Source organism: Celeribacter litoreus (assembly GCF_020165855.1).
Taxonomy (GTDB): domain Bacteria; phylum Pseudomonadota; class Alphaproteobacteria; order Rhodobacterales; family Rhodobacteraceae; genus Celeribacter; species Celeribacter litoreus.
The window spans coordinates 74,705-91,572 of sequence record NZ_JAIUFY010000008.1 but is presented as its reverse complement, the minus strand read 5'-3'; the positions used below and the strand labels follow the sequence as shown (position 1 = coordinate 91,572).

Annotated in this window: 17 protein-coding genes and 1 tRNA gene; 9 read left to right on the top strand and 9 right to left on the bottom strand. The window is 58.4% G+C overall.

All coding sequences use genetic code 11. The features are described 5' to 3' along the window. Nucleotides 1-11: 11 nt before the first annotated feature. From LA304_RS08970 to LA304_RS08940, 7 genes are all read right to left on the bottom strand, one after another. On the bottom strand, nt 12-236 hold the full coding sequence (locus tag LA304_RS08970) for an RND transporter (protein WP_224502806.1): 225 nt from the start codon (nt 234-236) through the stop codon (nt 12-14). 118 nt (nt 237-354) lie between these two features. Further along, a tRNA-Val gene (locus LA304_RS08965) sits at nt 355-429 on the bottom strand. Between the two features lie 79 nt (nt 430-508). Continuing rightward, nucleotides 509-793, bottom strand: coding sequence for an HU family DNA-binding protein (locus LA304_RS08960; protein WP_224502805.1), 285 nt, complete (start codon nt 791-793; stop codon nt 509-511). Nucleotides 794-1,048: 255 nt separating this feature from the next. Further along, nucleotides 1,049-3,454: an endopeptidase La gene (gene lon / locus LA304_RS08955; protein WP_224502804.1), complete on the bottom strand. Its 2,406-nt coding sequence runs from the start codon at nt 3,452-3,454 to the stop codon at nt 1,049-1,051. A gap of 335 nt (nt 3,455-3,789) precedes the next feature. Continuing rightward, nucleotides 3,790-4,407: a hypothetical protein gene (locus LA304_RS08950; protein ID WP_224502803.1), complete on the bottom strand. Its 618-nt coding sequence runs from the start codon at nt 4,405-4,407 to the stop codon at nt 3,790-3,792. Continuing rightward, nucleotides 4,370-5,515, bottom strand: coding sequence for a tRNA guanosine(34) transglycosylase Tgt (gene tgt, locus LA304_RS08945; RefSeq protein WP_224502802.1), 1,146 nt, complete (start codon nt 5,513-5,515; stop codon nt 4,370-4,372). Before tgt ends, LA304_RS08950 begins: the two co-directional genes overlap by 38 nt. A gap of 124 nt (nt 5,516-5,639) precedes the next feature. Continuing rightward, nucleotides 5,640-7,001 carry a nucleobase:cation symporter-2 family protein gene (locus LA304_RS08940; RefSeq protein WP_224502801.1) on the bottom strand — a complete coding sequence of 454 codons (1,362 nt, stop codon included), beginning with the start codon at nt 6,999-7,001 and terminating at the stop codon, nt 5,640-5,642. Nucleotides 7,002-7,304: 303 nt separating this feature from the next. Between LA304_RS08940 and rimK the strand changes: the two genes are divergently transcribed. From rimK to tpiA, 4 genes are all read left to right on the top strand, one after another. Then, the gene (rimK, locus tag LA304_RS08935) at nt 7,305-8,714 is read left to right on the top strand and encodes a 30S ribosomal protein S6--L-glutamate ligase (RefSeq protein ID WP_224502800.1); all 1,410 of its coding nucleotides are present in this window, start codon (nt 7,305-7,307) and stop codon (nt 8,712-8,714) included. Nucleotides 8,715-8,841: 127 nt separating this feature from the next. Beyond that, nucleotides 8,842-9,219 carry an SUF system Fe-S cluster assembly protein gene (locus LA304_RS08930; protein ID WP_224502799.1) on the top strand — a complete coding sequence of 126 codons (378 nt, stop codon included), beginning with the start codon at nt 8,842-8,844 and terminating at the stop codon, nt 9,217-9,219. A gap of 141 nt (nt 9,220-9,360) precedes the next feature. Next, a complete protein-coding gene (locus LA304_RS08925; RefSeq protein ID WP_224502798.1) occupies nt 9,361-9,726 on the top strand; it encodes a HesB/IscA family protein in 366 nt (121 codons plus the stop codon). Between the two features lie 135 nt (nt 9,727-9,861). Then, nucleotides 9,862-10,608, top strand: coding sequence for a triose-phosphate isomerase (tpiA, locus tag LA304_RS08920; protein ID WP_224502797.1), 747 nt, complete (start codon nt 9,862-9,864; stop codon nt 10,606-10,608). A gap of 74 nt (nt 10,609-10,682) precedes the next feature. Here tpiA and LA304_RS08915 read toward each other — a convergent pair whose 3' ends face one another. Beyond that, on the bottom strand, nt 10,683-11,843 hold the full coding sequence (locus LA304_RS08915; RefSeq protein WP_224502796.1) for an FAD-dependent monooxygenase: 1,161 nt from the start codon (nt 11,841-11,843) through the stop codon (nt 10,683-10,685). 171 nt (nt 11,844-12,014) lie between these two features. Then, a complete protein-coding gene (gene dksA, locus LA304_RS08910; RefSeq protein WP_224503083.1) occupies nt 12,015-12,437 on the bottom strand; it encodes an RNA polymerase-binding protein DksA in 423 nt (140 codons plus the stop codon). Nucleotides 12,438-12,622: 185 nt separating this feature from the next. On the opposite strand from dksA, the gene LA304_RS08905 reads away from it, so the two are divergent. The 5 genes from LA304_RS08905 (at nt 12,623) to LA304_RS08885 (ending at nt 16,812) form a co-directional block, all read left to right on the top strand. After that, nucleotides 12,623-13,465, top strand: a complete 843-nt coding sequence (locus LA304_RS08905) for an AAA family ATPase (RefSeq protein WP_224502795.1) — start codon at nt 12,623-12,625, stop codon at nt 13,463-13,465. A 9-nt stretch (nt 13,466-13,474) separates the two neighbouring features. After that, complete coding sequence (locus tag LA304_RS08900) at nt 13,475-13,915, top strand: GNAT family N-acetyltransferase (RefSeq protein WP_224502794.1); 441 nt, start codon at nt 13,475-13,477, stop codon at nt 13,913-13,915. A 98-nt stretch (nt 13,916-14,013) separates the two neighbouring features. Next, nucleotides 14,014-15,405: a DUF2927 domain-containing protein gene (locus LA304_RS08895; RefSeq protein WP_224502793.1), complete on the top strand. Its 1,392-nt coding sequence runs from the start codon at nt 14,014-14,016 to the stop codon at nt 15,403-15,405. Nucleotides 15,406-15,458: 53 nt separating this feature from the next. After that, nucleotides 15,459-15,623, top strand: a complete 165-nt coding sequence (locus LA304_RS08890; RefSeq protein ID WP_224502792.1) for an apolipoprotein acyltransferase — start codon at nt 15,459-15,461, stop codon at nt 15,621-15,623. Nucleotides 15,624-15,627: 4 nt separating this feature from the next. Beyond that, complete coding sequence (locus LA304_RS08885; RefSeq protein WP_224502791.1) at nt 15,628-16,812, top strand: vWA domain-containing protein; 1,185 nt, start codon at nt 15,628-15,630, stop codon at nt 16,810-16,812. Nucleotides 16,813-16,868 lie beyond the last annotated feature (56 nt).

Genomic DNA, 16,868 nt, shown 5'->3' with positions numbered 1-16,868 from the left:
CGGGGCGTTTTTTATTCTTCCGGTGCAGAGTGACCGCGGGACAGCTTGATCCCCAAGAGGATCAGCGGCCCGCCGTGCAGGACCAGATCGAATATGTCGATCGGCTTCACCAGCGTGCCGGAGAAGAGCATCTTCAATTTTTCCCAAAGATGTGGCTCCGGCACGAACGGCGCGAGGCCGAGCAGCAAGGACGCCATGATCAGGGTGTGAAGCGGGAGGGAATCGATGAATTTCATGCTCCCTCTATGACGCTTTCGGCGCCCTGCCGTCTGTGAGTTTATCACCGAGCAAGACCCGCCCGCGCCGCACAAAAGCAAAAGGCGCCCTTCTTCAGGACGCCTTTTAGAAACTGGATGGTGGGTGATAAGAGATTTGAACTCCTGACATCTTCGATGTGAACGAAGCGCTCTACCACTGAGCTAATCACCCGCCGTGGCGCGGTGTTTAGCCTTTGGGTTTCGAGAGTGCAAGAGGGTTTTTCACCGAAGCATCGACCCGCCGAAACGGCTCACTTGGCCGTCGCCTCCGCAGCCTCGGCGTCTTCACTCGTTTCCTTCGGCTCATCGCTGAGCATCGCTTTGGAGCGGCGGAGTTTCGCGACGATCACATAGGCACCGTCGCTCTCTTTTTGACGGTTCACGGCCATCTTTCCAAGCGGAGGCACATTTAGGCCGTTCCCCTCCTGAAGCGTATCGCCGAGAATTTGAAGCGTGGCTTCCATGGCCTTCTTCGCATCAGACCGCTTCACGCCGGAGATTTCCGCCACTTTCGCGATCATATCTTTCTTATTCATAGTCATTCTTTCGCTCGTTACATCTGTGAGAACGGGGCATTTGCTTCGGATGCCGCGCGGAGCAATCAAACGCCCTCACCTCACTTCGGTTACATACTAAGGCACCCTAGGCTGCTCGGTAGAGCAACCGCAAACCCCAATACGTTCGCAAAGACAAAGTTCATACCGTATTTACAAAAACTCGCACAGATGCCTGATATTAAATCAAAAAGCCGACCAAAGGGCCGGCTTTTCGGTGATTGAATTGCGATGCGGTTAGTGCGCGGTCGGAGATTGCGATCCAGGCTTCACCTCGAGTTTCGCAAGACGTGCGGCCTCTTCGGCGGCCTCGTCCCATTCTACCGGTTCCGGCGTCCGGACGAGCGCATGTTTAAGCACCTCGGACACATGGGTCACGGGGATGATTTCCAGCCCCTCTTTCACGTTGTCCGGAATGTCCGCGAGGTCTTTGACGTTTTCCTCGGGGATCAGCACCGTTTTGATACCGCCACGAAGCGCCGCAAGGAGTTTCTCCTTCAAGCCGCCAATGGCCGTCGCATTCCCGCGCAGCGAGACCTCGCCGGTCATAGCGATATCCTTGCGCACCGGAATCTGCGTCAGTACCGACACGATGGTCGTAACCATGGCGAGACCCGCACTCGGACCGTCCTTCGGCGTCGCGCCATCCGGTACGTGGACGTGGATGTCCATCGTGTCAAAGAGCGGCGGCTTCACACCGATCGACGGCGCGATGGAGCGGACGTAGGAGCTTGCTGCGTCGATGCTCTCTTTCATCACATCGCCGAGCTTACCCGTGGTCTTCATCCGGCCCTTACCAGGCAGTTTGAGCGCCTCAATCTGCAAGAGATCGCCACCGACAGAGGTGTAGGCGAGTCCGGTCACGACACCGATCTGATCTTCCTTCTCGGCGAGGCCGTAACGGAACTTCTTCACGCCGAGGAAGTCCTCGATGTTGTCAGAGCTGACAGACACCGTTTCAACCTCTTTGCGAACGATCTTCGTCACAGCTTTCCGCGCGACTTTTGCGAATTCACGCTCGAGGTTCCGCACGCCCGCTTCGCGGGTGTAGTAGCGGATCACATCCATGATCGCGCCGTCGGAAATCTCGAATTCCTTCGCTTTGAGGCCATGCGCCTTCACCTGTTTCGGGATCAGGTGCTGTTTCGCGATCTCGGATTTCTCCTCCTCGGTGTAACCCGAGAGCGGAATGATCTCCATCCGGTCGAGAAGCGGCCCCGGCATGTTATAGCTGTTGGACGTGGTCAGGAACATCACATTCGACAGGTCGTATTCCACTTCGAGATAGTGGTCCACGAAGGTCGAGTTCTGTTCCGGATCAAGCACTTCGAGCATGGCCGACGCCGGATCGCCACGGAAGTCCTGCCCCATCTTGTCGATCTCGTCGAGCAGGATGAGCGGGTTCGTGGTTTTGGCTTTTTTCAGGGCCTGAATGATCTTGCCCGGCATGGAGCCGATGTAGGTCCGGCGGTGACCGCGGATCTCGGATTCGTCACGCACGCCCCCGAGGGAGATACGAATGAATTCGCGCCCCGTGGCTTTCGCAACAGACTTCCCGAGGGAGGTCTTACCAACACCCGGAGGACCCACGAGGCACATGATCGGGCCTTTGAGTTTTTGGGAGCGGCTTTGCACGGCGAGATACTCAACGATGCGCTCTTTGACCTTCTCGAGACCGTAGTGATCGGTGTCGAGAATATCTTCGGCACGCCCCAAGTCTTTCTTCACGCGCGACTTCGTGCCCCACGGAATGGACAGCATCCAGTCGAGATAGTTGCGCACAACAGTGGCCTCTGCAGACATCGGGCTCATGTTTTTGAGCTTTTTCAGCTCGCCCTCAGCCTTTTCCTTGGCCTCTTTGGAGAGTTTCGTCGCCGCGATTTTCTCTTCGAGTTCGGTGATCTCGTCAGAGCCATCCTCGCCGTCGCCGAGTTCCTTCTGAATGGCCTTCATCTGCTCATTCAGGTAGTACTCGCGCTGGGTTTTCTCCATCTGCGACTTCACGCGGGTCTTGATCTTTTTCTCGACCTGAAGAACCGACAGCTCGCCCTGCATCAGACCGTACACGGCCTCAAGGCGCTCAGCGATGGAGAGCGTTTCGAGAAGCTGTTGCTTCTGTTCAACTTCGACGCCGAGATGACCGGACACGAGGTCGGCGAGCTTGGCAGGTTCACGGCTCTCGGACACGGCGACAAGCGCCTCTTCCGGGACGTTCTTTTTCACTTTGGCGTAGTGCTCGAACTCCTCGCGCACGGAGCGCAGGAGGGCTTCTACAGCGGCTTCATCACCGACGGTCTCTTCGAGCGGTTCAACTTCCGCTTCGAAGTGATTTTCGTTCTCGATGAACTGCGTCAGGCGCACACGCTTCTCGCCCTCGACGAGCACCTTCACGGTGCCATCGGGGAGTTTCAGAAGTTGAAGCACATTGGCCAGAACGCCAACGCGGTAGATGCCGTCTTCTTCCGGATCATCAACCGACGGATCGATCTGGGCCGAGAGCAGGATTTGTTTATCCTGACTCATCACTTCTTCGAGCGCCTTTACCGATTTCTCGCGGCCGACAAAGAGGGGCACCACCATATGGGGGAACACCACGATATCGCGCAGCGGGAGTACGGGATAGGATTGGATTTGCTCGTGCATAGTCATTCCTTATCTTGGCAAAAGAACCCGGCCCCGCATTGGCGGCAACCTACGATCCTTTCCTGTCTTGGTAACTATATGTGGGGGCACCCACGGGGCGTTTCAACCAAGTCAAGTTGCGGCTTTTGAAACAGTCTGCCTTTCATGGGCGGCACCTGCAAGGCCGGAATCGACGATCTGAGGCTGGAGTGTCCCGTTCTGGGGCGGTGTTTGAGGTTCTTCCCGCGCATGGGCGCCGGAAAATCAAACCAATTCAACAGATAATCCGGGGAAGTGAAGAGAGAGTGAAGATGTGCGCGAATTCTTGGCAATGCGTGCGCCACGGCACGGGTCGGTTATTCGGTTGATTGAGCGTCTGGCGCGAGCCCGTTCGGCGTGAGAAGCGCGGTTCCCGTGATCTCCGACATCCCCCACTCTCCGAGATAATCCATCTGGATCAGCATCACGATCTTGTCAGTGAAATAGGGAATAAGGGTCACCTGTCCATAGAGGCCCTCTCCGGCCTCGAACGCCGCCGAGAGCTGTGGCAGACCCTCCGGCCCGCAAGGTGTGAGCGATACCGCATCCGCAATCCAGTCGCTGCCCGTTGTTTCCAAGAGGTCATCAACTGCATCGACATCGTAGAAGACCGGCCCGAGCGTCAGCGGGAGCGGCGCACCGAGCAGTTCGTCGAGAAAGGCGTCGGTGAAATGTCCGTCCGCCTCAACTGACACGCGATCGTCGACCAGTTGGCGCGTGGAGAGCAGGTCCGCTTCGATCTGAACCGCAAGGGCACTGTCAAATGTTCCAGCAATGGCGCGGACAACTTTGGCCTCATCTGTCCATCCGCAGAGGCTTTCCTCCGCAATAACGGGTGTGGCGGCCAAAAGGCCAAGCGAGAGAAACGGAACAAACGGTTTTATGGCGCAGGCCTCCTCAGACAGGTTCGATATCTCCGAGCGCGCGGGTGTCATGGAAGTCCTTCTCCCACGCCTCGAACGTGCCCGCTGCAATCGCGTCGCGCATCCCCTGCATGATCTCTTGGAAATAATGCAGGTTGTGCCAGGTGAGCAGCATCCCTGAAATCATCTCGTGGCTGCGATACACATGATGAAGGTAGGCCCGCGAGTAATTGGAGCAAGCCGGACATGTGCACTGCTCATCGAGCGGGCGCGGATCATCGGCGTGGCGGGCGTTCTTGATGTTGACCTGTCCGCGACGCGTCCATGCCTGACCGGTGCGGCCGGAACGGGACGGAAGCACGCAGTCCATCATATCGACGCCACGCTTTACGGCCCCGACGATATCGTCCGGTTTGCCGACGCCCATAAGGTAACGTGGCTTGTCCTGCGGGAGGAACTCAGGCGCGAAATCGAGGGTCTGGAACATGAGGTCCTGCCCTTCACCGACGGCGAGGCCGCCGATGGCGTATCCGTCAAACCCGATCTCTTTGAGCGCCTCGGCGCTTTCCTCGCGAAAATCTTTCTCTAGGCCGCCCTGTTGAATCCCGAAGAGCGCATGGCCAGGACGGTCTCCGAACGCATCCTTAGACCGCTGCGCCCACCGCATCGACAGGCGCATCGACTCCGCGATCCGTTTGCGGTCCGCGGGCAGCGCGGGGCATTCGTCGAAACACATGACAATGTCGGAGCCGAGGAGCTTCTGGATTTCCATCGACCGCTCCGGCGACAGGAAGTGCTTGGACCCGTCCACATGAGAGCGGAAGGTGACCCCCTCTTCCGTCAGCTTGCGCAGATCAGAGAGAGACATGACCTGAAACCCGCCGCTGTCGGTGAGGATCGGGCGCTCCCAGTTCATGAACTTGTGCAACCCGCCGAGATTGGCGATCCGCTCCGCCGTTGGGCGCAGCATCAGGTGATAGGTGTTGCCGAGCAGAACATCCGCCCCAGTCGCCCGCACACTCTCCGGCATCATCGCCTTCACGGTCGCAGCCGTCCCGACCGGCATAAAAGCAGGCGTGCGGATGTCACCGCGCGGCGTGGAGATCACACCCGTGCGGGCACGGCCGTCGGTCGCGTTGAGTGAAAAGGAGAATCGCGGGGTTTGGGTGTCTTGGGTCATAGGCCGGATTTACCCGCAAAATCGGCGCGCGACCAGAGAGGTCGCAACGGCGTCAAAGCTCAGGCACAAAGGAAAACCCGCCCCAAAGCTGGAGCGGGTTCAAAGTTCTCTGGATCGAGGCGGGTTACTCCGCCGCTTCAATCGTCGCCTTCGCGTCCTCTGGGATCGCGAGCGAGAGGATAATCGCAGACAGACCCGCAAGCGTGATCGGCGCTGCAAAGACCTGTTTGAGGAAGGTCGGCAGGTTCTGTGTGGCGTCCGGCACGAGCGTCACACCGAGCGCGAGGCCGAAGGACACCGCCATGATATAGACGCGGCGCAGGTTCATTTCTTCGGACGACAGGATGCGGATCCCCGCCACAGCAATCGTGGAGAACAGCACGAGCGTCGCGCCACCGAGCACCGGTTTGGGAATGATCAGGAACAGGCTGCCGATGATCGGGAAGAGGCCGAGCAGAACGAGAATACCGCCCGCATAGAGCCCCACATGCCGCGAGGCGACGCCAGTCATTTGGATCACACCATTGTTCTGCGAAAAGGTCGTGTTCGGAAAGGTGTTGAACACGGCGGCAATCGCGGAGTTCACACCATCGCCCAAAACACCGCCCTTGATCCGCTTCATGTACACCGGCCCCTCGACCGGCTCGCCGGAAATCACGGAGTTTGCGGTGAGGTCACCGGAGGTTTCGATGGCGGTCACAAGATAGAGGAAGGCAATTGGCACGAAGAGGCCGAAGTCGAAATCAATGCCGTATTTGAACGGGATCGGCAGCGCAAAGAGGCTCGCGTTCCCGAGCGCACCAAAGTTCACCATACCAAAGAAGCTCGACACGATGGTTCCGACAACGAGTCCGATCATGATCGCGGAGATGCGGAGCATGGGTTTGCCGATAAAGGTCATGACGAGAATGACCGCAACAACCAGCGACCCCATGAGCAGATAAAGCGGCTTGCCGAGATCTTCACCGGCCCGCGCGCCACCTGCGAAATCGGTAAAGCCCGCTCTGATGAGGGACAGGCCGATCACAGTGATCACGATACCCGTCACGGTCGGCGTAATGATCCGTTTCAGTTTATCGAGGAACTGGGAAAGAATGATCTCCACCAGAGAGCCGAAGAGACACAGACCAAAGATCATTGCGAGGATATCTTCGGGCGTTCCGCCCTGCCCTTTGACCGCGAAACCCGCGGCGAGAATGGCGCCGAGGAAGGCAAAGGATGTCCCTTGTAGCGACAGGAGACCGGAGCCGACAGGCCCGATCGTCTTGCACTGGATAAAGGTCGCCACACCCGAGACGAAAAACGCCATCGCGATGAGATAGGGCGTGTACTCGCCAAGTCCGAGCGCCCCGCCAATAATCAGCGACGGCGTCGCGATCCCGACAATGGACGCCAAAACGTGTTGGAAAGCCGCCAAAGCCGCTTTTGGCGGCGGCGGCACGTCTCCGAGTTGATAAACCAAAGGCATTAATTTTTCTTCACTCATGTCTTCCGTCCCCGTTCAGTGTCTATTCTCAATTTATGGGCTTTAGCCTGCGCCCACCTGCGCCTTTGACCAAACGTTTGACGGTGCAAGATCGAATGTTTGCGCTTGCATGCTCTGAAATGCGCTTCAGCGAGACAATTACGGGCAAAGCGTCGGACATTCGCCGTTTTTCTTCGCACCAAGAAAAGCCTTTACGAAACTGTCAAAGTCTCTTGTCATAGAGCCGAAGAGGTGCCATTTGGCGCATCTGGCCGGATCGGAGTGTGTTGCCCGCGGCTTCCCCCTATTTTGTGAGATCGACCTATGCCGGACAAAGCGCCTCTTGCCCCGAATTTTACCTTGGGCTGGGAAGAATGGGCTTCCCTCCCCGGGCTGGGCCTCCCCGCACTGAAAGTCAAAGTGGACACAGGCGCCAAGACCTCGGCCCTGCACGCATTCGAGATTGAACCCTTCGGCAAATCGGATGCGCCGAAGGTGCGCTTCAACGTGCACCCTGTGCCGGGACGCGAGGACATCGTTATTTCCTGTTCCGCTGATGTTGTGGACCGCCGCGAAGTGACGTCTTCGAACGGGGAAACCGAACTGCGTTATGTCATCTCGACAGACATCAAGATGGGCGACAGAACGTGGCCCATCGAAGTGACGCTGACCAATCGGGGCAACATGGCCTACCGGATGCTGCTCGGGCGTCAGGCGATCATGGACGATATGGTCGTGCAGCCGTCCGAGAGCTTTTGCCAACCCAAATTGAGCGATAGCGTCTATTTCAGCGCCTCCATTCGCGGGACCGGTGCGCCGCGTGCTTTGCGCATTGCTGTTCTGTCACGAGAGCCTGACAACTATTCCACCCGCCGTCTCGTCGATGAGGGCGAAGCGCGCGGGCACGTCGTCGAAGTCATCGACACCACGCGCTGCTACATGGCGATCAACGCGCTCGCACCGGAAATCTATTACGATGGCAAGCGCCTGCCGCGCTATGACGCTGTGATCCCGCGGATCGGTGCCTCCGTCACCTCATACGGCACCGCCGTAATCCGCCAATTCGAGACCATCGGCACCTATTGCGTGAACAGCTCCGAGGGGATCACCCAATCGCGGGACAAGCTTCAGGCCCACCAAATCCTCGCACGTCACCGGATCGGCATGCCGACGACCGCGTTCGCGGCCTCTCCAAAAGACACCGACAACCTGATCGCCCTCGCGGGTCAGGCCCCGCTGATCGTGAAGCTTCTGGAAAGCACTCAAGGACGCGGTGTCGTGCTCGCGGAGACGAAGAAAGCCGCGCAATCGGTGATTTCGGCGTTTCGTGGCTTGAAAGCAAACTTCCTCGTTCAGCACTTCGTCAAAGAAGCCGCCGGTGAGGACATCCGCTGCGTCGTCATCGACGGCAAGGTCGTCGCCGCGATCAAACGGTCGTCCTCGGGCGGAGACTTCCGGTCCAACCTTCACCTCGGCGGCAAGGCGACCAAGGTTCGGATCACGAAGGAAGAGCGCGAAACAGCGCTCCGGTCCGCCAAAGCGCTCGGCCTACGGATGGCAGGTGTGGATCTCCTGCGCGCCGAGGACGGGCCAAAGGTGCTCGAAGTCAACTCTTCGCCGGGGTTCGAGGGCGCGGAGACGACGACAGGCAAGAACCTCGCCGCACCTCTGTTCGACATGATCGAACGACGCGTGCGACCAGCCCCTGCACGTAAATCGCGTCTTAAATCCTGAGAGCAGAGCGACGCGGCAAGCAGACAAAAACGATCAAGGACTGTGCATCGGGCGGGTTCTGACCCTCTACCACTGGACCTTCCCCGCCCCATTCCTTATATGATCAGTCGGAAATAGGAGAGCGCGCATGAGCGATCAGGCACAGACCCCAGAAGACGGGCCCGTTGAAGGTACCCCACTGATCAAACCGTCGAGCACGGAACACCCGCTTCACGAAGCGATTGTTGAGGCGTGCCGGACCGTTTACGACCCCGAAATTCCGGTCAACATCTATGATCTGGGCCTCGTCTATACGATTGAGATCAATGACGAAAACGAAGTCCGTGTGATCATGACCCTCACCGCGCCCGGCTGCCCGGTCGCCGGCGAGATGCCTGGCTGGGTCGCCGATGCGGTCGAACCGCTTCCCGGCGTCAAACAGGTCGACGTCGAACTGACATGGAACCCGCCGTGGGGAATGGAAATGATGTCGGACGAAGCCCGCCTCGAACTGGGCTTTATGTAATCCGGTCCATTCCGGAGATGCGAAAAGCGGCCCGAAAGGCCGCTTTTTTTGACGCTCGCGAGATTGTTCATCGTCGCACAGCGTCTCCCGCTTGGAATTAAACCGCTGAATCACTAGATTGAGCCCAAAGGAGACACGCACATGTTCGGCATTCCCGGAAAACAGGCAGTGACTATGACCCCCGTTGCGGCGGCGCAGATTGCGAAACTCATGGAGAAAGACGGCTCCAAGGGTCTGCGCATTGGTGTGAAAAAGGGCGGCTGCGCTGGCATGGAATACACCATGGACTATGTCTCCGAGATCGACCCGATGGATGAGGTCGTCGAACAGGACGGCGCCCGCGTGATGATCGCACCGATGGCGCAGATGTTCCTCTTTGGCACCGAGATCGATTATGAGGTGTCCCTGCTCGAAGCGGGCTTCAAGTTCAAGAACCCGAACGTAGTCGATGAGTGTGGATGCGGCGAGTCGATCAAGTTCGACGAAAGCCTTTCGGACAACGCCTGAAGCCAGCCTCCCCGCGATTTCTGTAAAAACTGAGCGATGTCAATGCGCCCATGACCGTCAAAGACTTGACTGTCGGTCATTGGCTGCAATGATGCGGCCAACCCAGTCTGGAAATTGACAAAAGGAGAGCGGCGCATGGCACGCAAATTGGCGGCAGGCAACTGGAAGATGAACGGGCTGAAAGCAAGCCTGACCGAAGCAACCGCACTCGCAGAGATGTTCCCCGCGCCCTCCGTCGATATCCTGCTCTGCCCGCCCTTCACGCTCGTCGGAGCAATGGCGGACGCGCTATCAGGCTCAAAGGTCGCCGTTGGCGGTCAGGATTGCCACACCAACTCCTCAGGCGCACACACGGGCGATATCTCCGCAGAGATGCTGGTCGATGCAGGGTGCGGCTATGTGATCCTCGGTCACTCCGAGCGCCGCGCCGATCATGGCGAAACCGACGCGCTGATTTCAGCAAAGACGGTTGCCGCCATTGAGGCAGGCCTCGTCGCAGTCGTCTGCGTTGGCGAAACCCTCGAACAACGCGAAGCCGGTGAAACTCTTGCTGTGATCCGTAGCCAGCTTGCGGGCTCCCTGCCTGACTCTGTTGATCTTGCAAAACTCGTCATTGCTTACGAACCTGTCTGGGCCATCGGCACCGGCAAAATCCCGACACTAGAACAAATCGCCGAAGTCCACGACGACATGCGCGCGACCCTGAGCGACCGTTTTGGTGGCGGCGCAGCAGATATTCCGCTGCTTTACGGTGGTTCTGTAAAACCCACCAACGCCGACGAAATCTTTGCAACCTCGAATGTGGATGGAGCACTCGTGGGCGGAGCGTCTCTGAAAGCTGCGGATTTCTCCGGCATCGTCACAGCGCTCGAAAACGCCTGAGTTTGAAACATGGAATTGAAAACGCCGCGCCTCCGGAGGGAGTGCGGCGTTTTTCATGTCTGAAACGCGTGGCGCTACTCGGCGGTCACGTCATAATCGTAGAGCCACGCGAATTTCTCCACCGCCTGTTTCGGCGCGAGCTGTCCGGCGAGGCGCAGGGCCGTGTGCCCGAGGAACCGTTTCGGCCCGCTGAGGTGATAGTTCCTCGCGTTTGCGTTCGCCGCCTCAATGACGCGGGTCACACGCGGGCGGCGGCACATTTGATAGGCTGGCAACGCTTGATCGAGCGGAAGCTTTCCCAAACAGTCCGCCAAGACCCACGCATCTTCGAGTGCCATCACAGCCCCTTGCGCCAAGAACGGAAGCGTAGGGTGCGCCGCATCGCCCAAGAGCGCCGTGCGGTCCGAATGCCAGCGCACGGCGACCGGATGACGGAAGAGGCCCCAACGGGAAACCTGTTCCACACGTCCGAGCAACGCGGTAATGCCAGGGCAGAAGTTCGAGAAATTGCGGCGGAGTTCCTCGGGGTCGCCTTCGTGGAACCAGCCTTCCTCGATCCAATCCGAGCGCTCTTCAACGGCAACGATGTTGATTATCTCCCCGCCGCGCAGGGGATAGGAAACGACGTGGCGTCCCGCTGCCATGTGGACCATCGCGACCTCAGGCTCTCCGCCCAATGCCGGAACGGTCGCCCGCCACGCGGTCTGGCCGGTGAAGAAAGGTTTGGCTGGGCCGTTGAGCATAGGGCGCAGTTTCGAATGCAACCCGTCCGCACCGAGCACGATGCCATGACGCGCCGTCGCCCCGCCCTCAAAGTTCAGCGTAACGCCATCTTCATCGCCGTCTATGTCTTCCACTTTGTGATGGAGGCGGATATCCACATCGACATCACGTGCACCCTGATGAAGAAGATCAATGAGATCCGCGCGGTGCATCAGGAGGAAATCGTCGTTTGGCCGATAGGCGGCGAGATCGAGGTAGAGCACCTCCCGCCCCATGTAGCCGTCCATCAACCGAACACCTTTGGAACGGACCGCACGCGAAACCGGATCAAGACCGAGGCCAGCCAAAACCCGCACACCGTTCGGCGAGATTTGCAGCCCTGCGCCAACCTCGCGGATTTCGGGGGCCTGTTCGTATACGGTGACTTTCGCACCACGAAGCGCAAGAGCCCGCGCCACGGCCAATCCCGCAACGCCTGCGCCAAGAATGCCGATGTCCTCACCGATCAACATGCCCGCTCTCCTCTGTCTGATGGCTCCGCCATGTCCTCACCGATTGATCTGTCTGCAAATTCAATCGTCTGAAATGAAAAACACCGGAGCATTGCCCCGGTGTTTTGCCATATCTTTCCCTGCGCCGTCACGTGGTCATTGTGACACATTCGGTGACGCGCTTGGTCAATCTCAGTCGTCGCGGTGCACTTTTTCGCGACGCTCGTGACGCTCCTGCGCCTCCAAGGTCATCGTCGCGATCGGGCGGGCATCCAGACGCTTCAGAGAGATCGGCTCACCGGTTTTTTCGCAGTAGCCATATTCACCTTCGTCGATGCGGCGCAGAGCGGCGTCGATTTTCACAACCAACTTCCGCTGACGGTCACGGGTGCGAAGTTCGAGAGCGCGATCGGTCTCTTCAGAGGCACGGTCCGTAATGTCCGGGATGTTGCGGGTGCTGTCCTGCAGGCCTTCGATTGTGTGGCGGCTCTCGTCGAGCAACTCTGCCTTCCAATCCAATAGCTTTCTGCGGAAATACTCGAGCTGACGCTCATTCATAAAAGGTTCGTCCTCAGCCGGACGATAATCATCAGGCAGGAAGGTCTCGGCCTTCATCTCGCTCACCTCATCAACTCCGTTGGTCAAATTCATGGTATTGTCAGCCATGTGGCCACCTCCATTTTGACGCCCGTTTAACGTGTTTTGTAAAGGATGTCACCACACAAAAACCCTCGTATTGCACCTTTCCGCGGCCCCGTTATGATCTGGCTCAAAGACTTTACATACAGGCCAAAACCGTGATGAGATTCTCCTCGACTGCTGAATATGTAGCCCCGCGTGATCTGACAGTGGCGGTAAATGCAGCAATTGCGCTTGAACGACCGCTGCTCGTCAAAGGTGAGCCTGGCACGGGCAAGACAGAACTCGCGCGTCAGGTTGCGAATGCGCTCGGCCTCGACATGATCGAATGGAACATCAAATCGACCACGCGCGCCCAGCAAGGTCTCTACGAATACGACGCTGTTTCGCGCCTGCGCGACAGCCAGTTGGGCGACCCGCGTGTCGAGGATGTGGGCAACTACATCAAGAAGGGCAAACTCTGGGAAGCGTTTTCGGCCGACCAAAAGGTCGTTCTTTTGATCGATGAAATCGACAAGGCCGACATCGAGTTTCCGAACGACCTGCTTCAGGAACTCGATAAGATGGCGTTCCACGTCTACGAGACAGGCGAGACCATCACCGCGAAACAGCGTCCGGTCGTGATCATCACGTCGAACAACGAAAAGGAACTGCCCGACGCATTTCTACGCCGGTGTTTCTTTCACTACATCCGTTTTCCGGACATGGAGACGATGAAGGCCATTGTGAACGTACACTTCCCGGGCCTCAAGGATCGGCTCCTGACCACGGCGCTCACGCAGTTCTACGAAATCCGCGAGACGCAGGGGCTCAAGAAAAAGCCGTCCACATCCGAAGTGCTCGACTGGCTCAAACTTCTGCTCGCCGAAGATCTCTCGCCCGAGGACCTCGCGCGCGATGGCGCCAATGCACTCCCGAAACTGCATGGCGCGCTCTTGAAGAACGAGCAGGACGTCGCCCTCTTTGAGCGCCTCGCCTTTATGGCGCGCAGCCAGCGGCGTTAGGAGCGGACCATGACGTTGAACATCCGCCCCCTGACCGCCGCCGATGAAGCCGAGTGGCGCGAACTCTGGTCTGGCTATCTCACTTTCTATGAAAGCGAAGTGAGTGAGGAAGTCTACACCACCACCTTTCGACGCCTGATTGATCCCGAGCACACAGAGCGCGGGGCATTGGTTGCTGAGAAAGACGGCAAACTGGTTGGTCTCGTCCATTACATCTTTCACGCACACAACTGGCGGGTCGAAGATGTCACCTATCTTCAGGACCTTTTCGTGTCCGAGGACGCACGCGGCACAGGCGCGGGGCGTGCCCTCATCGAGGCGGTCTATGCGCTCGCAGATGAGAACGGAACGCCAGCCGTCTACTGGACCACGCAGCATTTCAATGAGACCGCGCGCAAGCTCTACGACCGGATCGGCTCCCTCACGCCCTTCATCAAATATCAGCGCTGACGCAATTCCGCCGGTTGGCGCCCTGTAATTCAAAGAAGATTTACGGATCAATTGCGACTTGGTAGGCTCGGGGCCTCCGCATTTTTTCGACAGACTTCATGACATTTTTCGAGACCGCACGCCTTTCGCGCCTGACGCGCCCTCTTCTCGCCGCGGCACTTGGCTACGGTCTTTTGGCGGGGTGTGACGACTACTCTGTTGCGCGGTATGATACGGCGGCCCTGCCAGAGGCAGCCACAGAGCTCCCCCCCATGAAGCTCTTCGAGGAGGTCGCCCCTCCTCCGCTGTCGCGATCAAATGCCTCGCTCGCGCGGGATTTTCTGGACCTGAGCTTCCGCTTGGAAACCGGCGTCGAGTTGCCGCAGTTCTCCCGTTTCGAGGGGCCGATCACGATACGTGTCACCGGAGACAACATTCCGGTGTCGCTCAACCATGACCTCGGTCTGGTCCTCAAACGGATCGAGTCCGAGGCAGACCTCTCGATCCGTCGGGTCTCCTCTAATCGGGACGCGTCGATCACGATCGAGACGCTTCCAAAAGACCGCCTCGCGCGCCGCGCGCCCAATACGGCCTGCATCGTCGTGCCGAACGTGTCGAGCTGGCAAGACTTTACCAAAGCGCGCCGCGACACTGTGAGTTGGACGAAAGTAAAAACGCGCGAGCGGATCGCGATTTTCATCCCTTATGACGAAGCGCCACAGGAAATCCGTGACTGCCTGCACGAAGAGCTTGCCCAGGCCCTCGGGCCGTTAAACGACCTTTTCCGACTGCCCGACTCGGTGTTCAACGATGACAACATACACTCCGTTCTGACACCGTTCGACATGATGATCCTGCGCGCCACATATGACCCCGCGCTGCGTTCAGGCATGAAAAAGCCGGAGGTCGCCGCCGCGCTCCCGGGCATTTTTGATCGCATCAATCCGAAAGGTCGCTATACCTCGACGCCCCTCGCGGCGCCGACGCCGGAGGCATGGCAAACCGCTATTTTGACCGCACTTGGCGACAGCGCTCTTTCGACACGTCGACAGGCGGCCTCTGACGCCGTCCGGATCGCAACCGCGTCCGACTGGCAGGACACGCGCACCGGATTTTCATGGATGCTCTACGGGCGGCTCTCTGTCGCCTCTGATCGCGCGGCGACCTACATGGCGTTGAACCGAGCGCATGAAACCTTCAAATCACGTCCGGAAACACGGTTTCACGCCGCGCATGTTTCCATGCAACAAGCCGCGCTCGCCCTCTCCGAAGGCAATTACAGCCGCGCCTACGAACTCGCCGCAGAAGCCATTCCCGCGGCGAAGGACGCAGAGAATGCTGCTCTTCTGTCGTCTCTTCTCATGACGGAATCCACAGCTTTGTTGAAACTTGGTCGACCGGCAGAAGCGCGCACCCTATATCTCGACAGTCTGGGCTGGGCACGGTATGGGTTTGGCGAAGACGATGAGGTCCGGACCCGTCTTTCCGAGATTGCCGCGCTGGCGCGTTGAGCGATGTCGGAAAGCGACAGCGGTCCGAAGAAAGGCGTAGGGAGAAGAGCGCAATGATCGGGATTATTCTGACCGTGTTGGGTGGGGCCTGGGGCTGGCGCCTTGCCTCCAAGCGCAATGGCAACCGCGCCGACAAAATTCAGTACATGCTGGTCTTCGCACTGATCTTCGGACTTGTCGGCCTGTTTATCGGCGTCGTCGCTGACCGCTGGATTTAACACGATGTTCCTGCCCTTTTTTGACAGTCTGCGCAAAGAAGGGGTTCCAGTCAGCCTGCGTGAGTTCTTGGCGTTCCTGGAAGCGATGGATCAGGGGATCGCGACCTATGACATCGAGGAATTCTACTTCCTCGCCCGCGCGATCATGGTCAAGGACGAGCGTCACATAGATCGCTTTGATCGCGCCTTTTCCGCTGCATTTCAGGGACTTGAGAGCATTTCCTCAGAAGAGGTCCTGAACGCGCTCGATCTCCCTGAAGAGTGGCTTCGCAAACAGTTCGAGCGCCACATGACGCCCGAGCAAATGGCGGAGATCGTAGCCATGGGCGGGTTCGACAAGCTCATGGAAACGCTCAAAAAGCGTCTCGAAGAGCAAAAGGGCCGCCATGAGGGCGGCAACAAGTGGATCGGCACGGGCGGCACTTCTCCGTTTGGGGCCTATGGCTACAATCCCGAGGGCGTGCGCATCGGTCAGGACAAAAGCCGCCATCGCAAGGCCGTGAAAGTCTGGGACAAGCGCGAATTCCGGAACCTCGACGACAGCGTCGAAATCGGCACCCGCAACATCAAGGTCGCGATGAAGCGCCTGCGCAAATGGGCGCGGACGAGTGCGCATGAAGAACTTGATCTCGACGGCACCATTCGTGCGACGGCAGAGCACGGCTACCTCGACGTCAAAACGCGACCCGAACGGCACAACGCGGTCAAAGTGCTCATGTTCTTCGATGTGGGCGGGTCGATGGACGATCACATCAAAATCGTAGAAGAACTCTTCTCCGCCGCGCGGTCCGAGTTCAAACACCTCGAATATTACTACTTCCACAACTGCTTATATGAGGGCGTGTGGCGCGACAACATGCGGCGGTGGAGCGAGAAGATTCCGACCCATGAGGTGATGCGCACCTACAGCAAAGACTACAAATGTATATTTGTCGGCGACGCCTCCATGAGCCCCTACGAGATCGCCATTCCGGGTGGCGCGAACGAACACTGGAACGACGAGGCCGGCGCCGTTTGGCTGAGCCGTGCACGCGAAAGCTGGCCGGACCATCTCTGGCTCAATCCCGTACCGGAAGCACATTGGCGCTATACCCATTCGATCACGATGATCCGCGAGATTTTTGAGGACCGCATGGTCCCCATGACCCTTGAAGGGCTGGAGCGCGGCATGAAGTTGCTCGGCCGCTAAGCTCAGCGAATATCGTGAAAATTTAAATTAACTCATTCCATTAACCAATTGTTAAG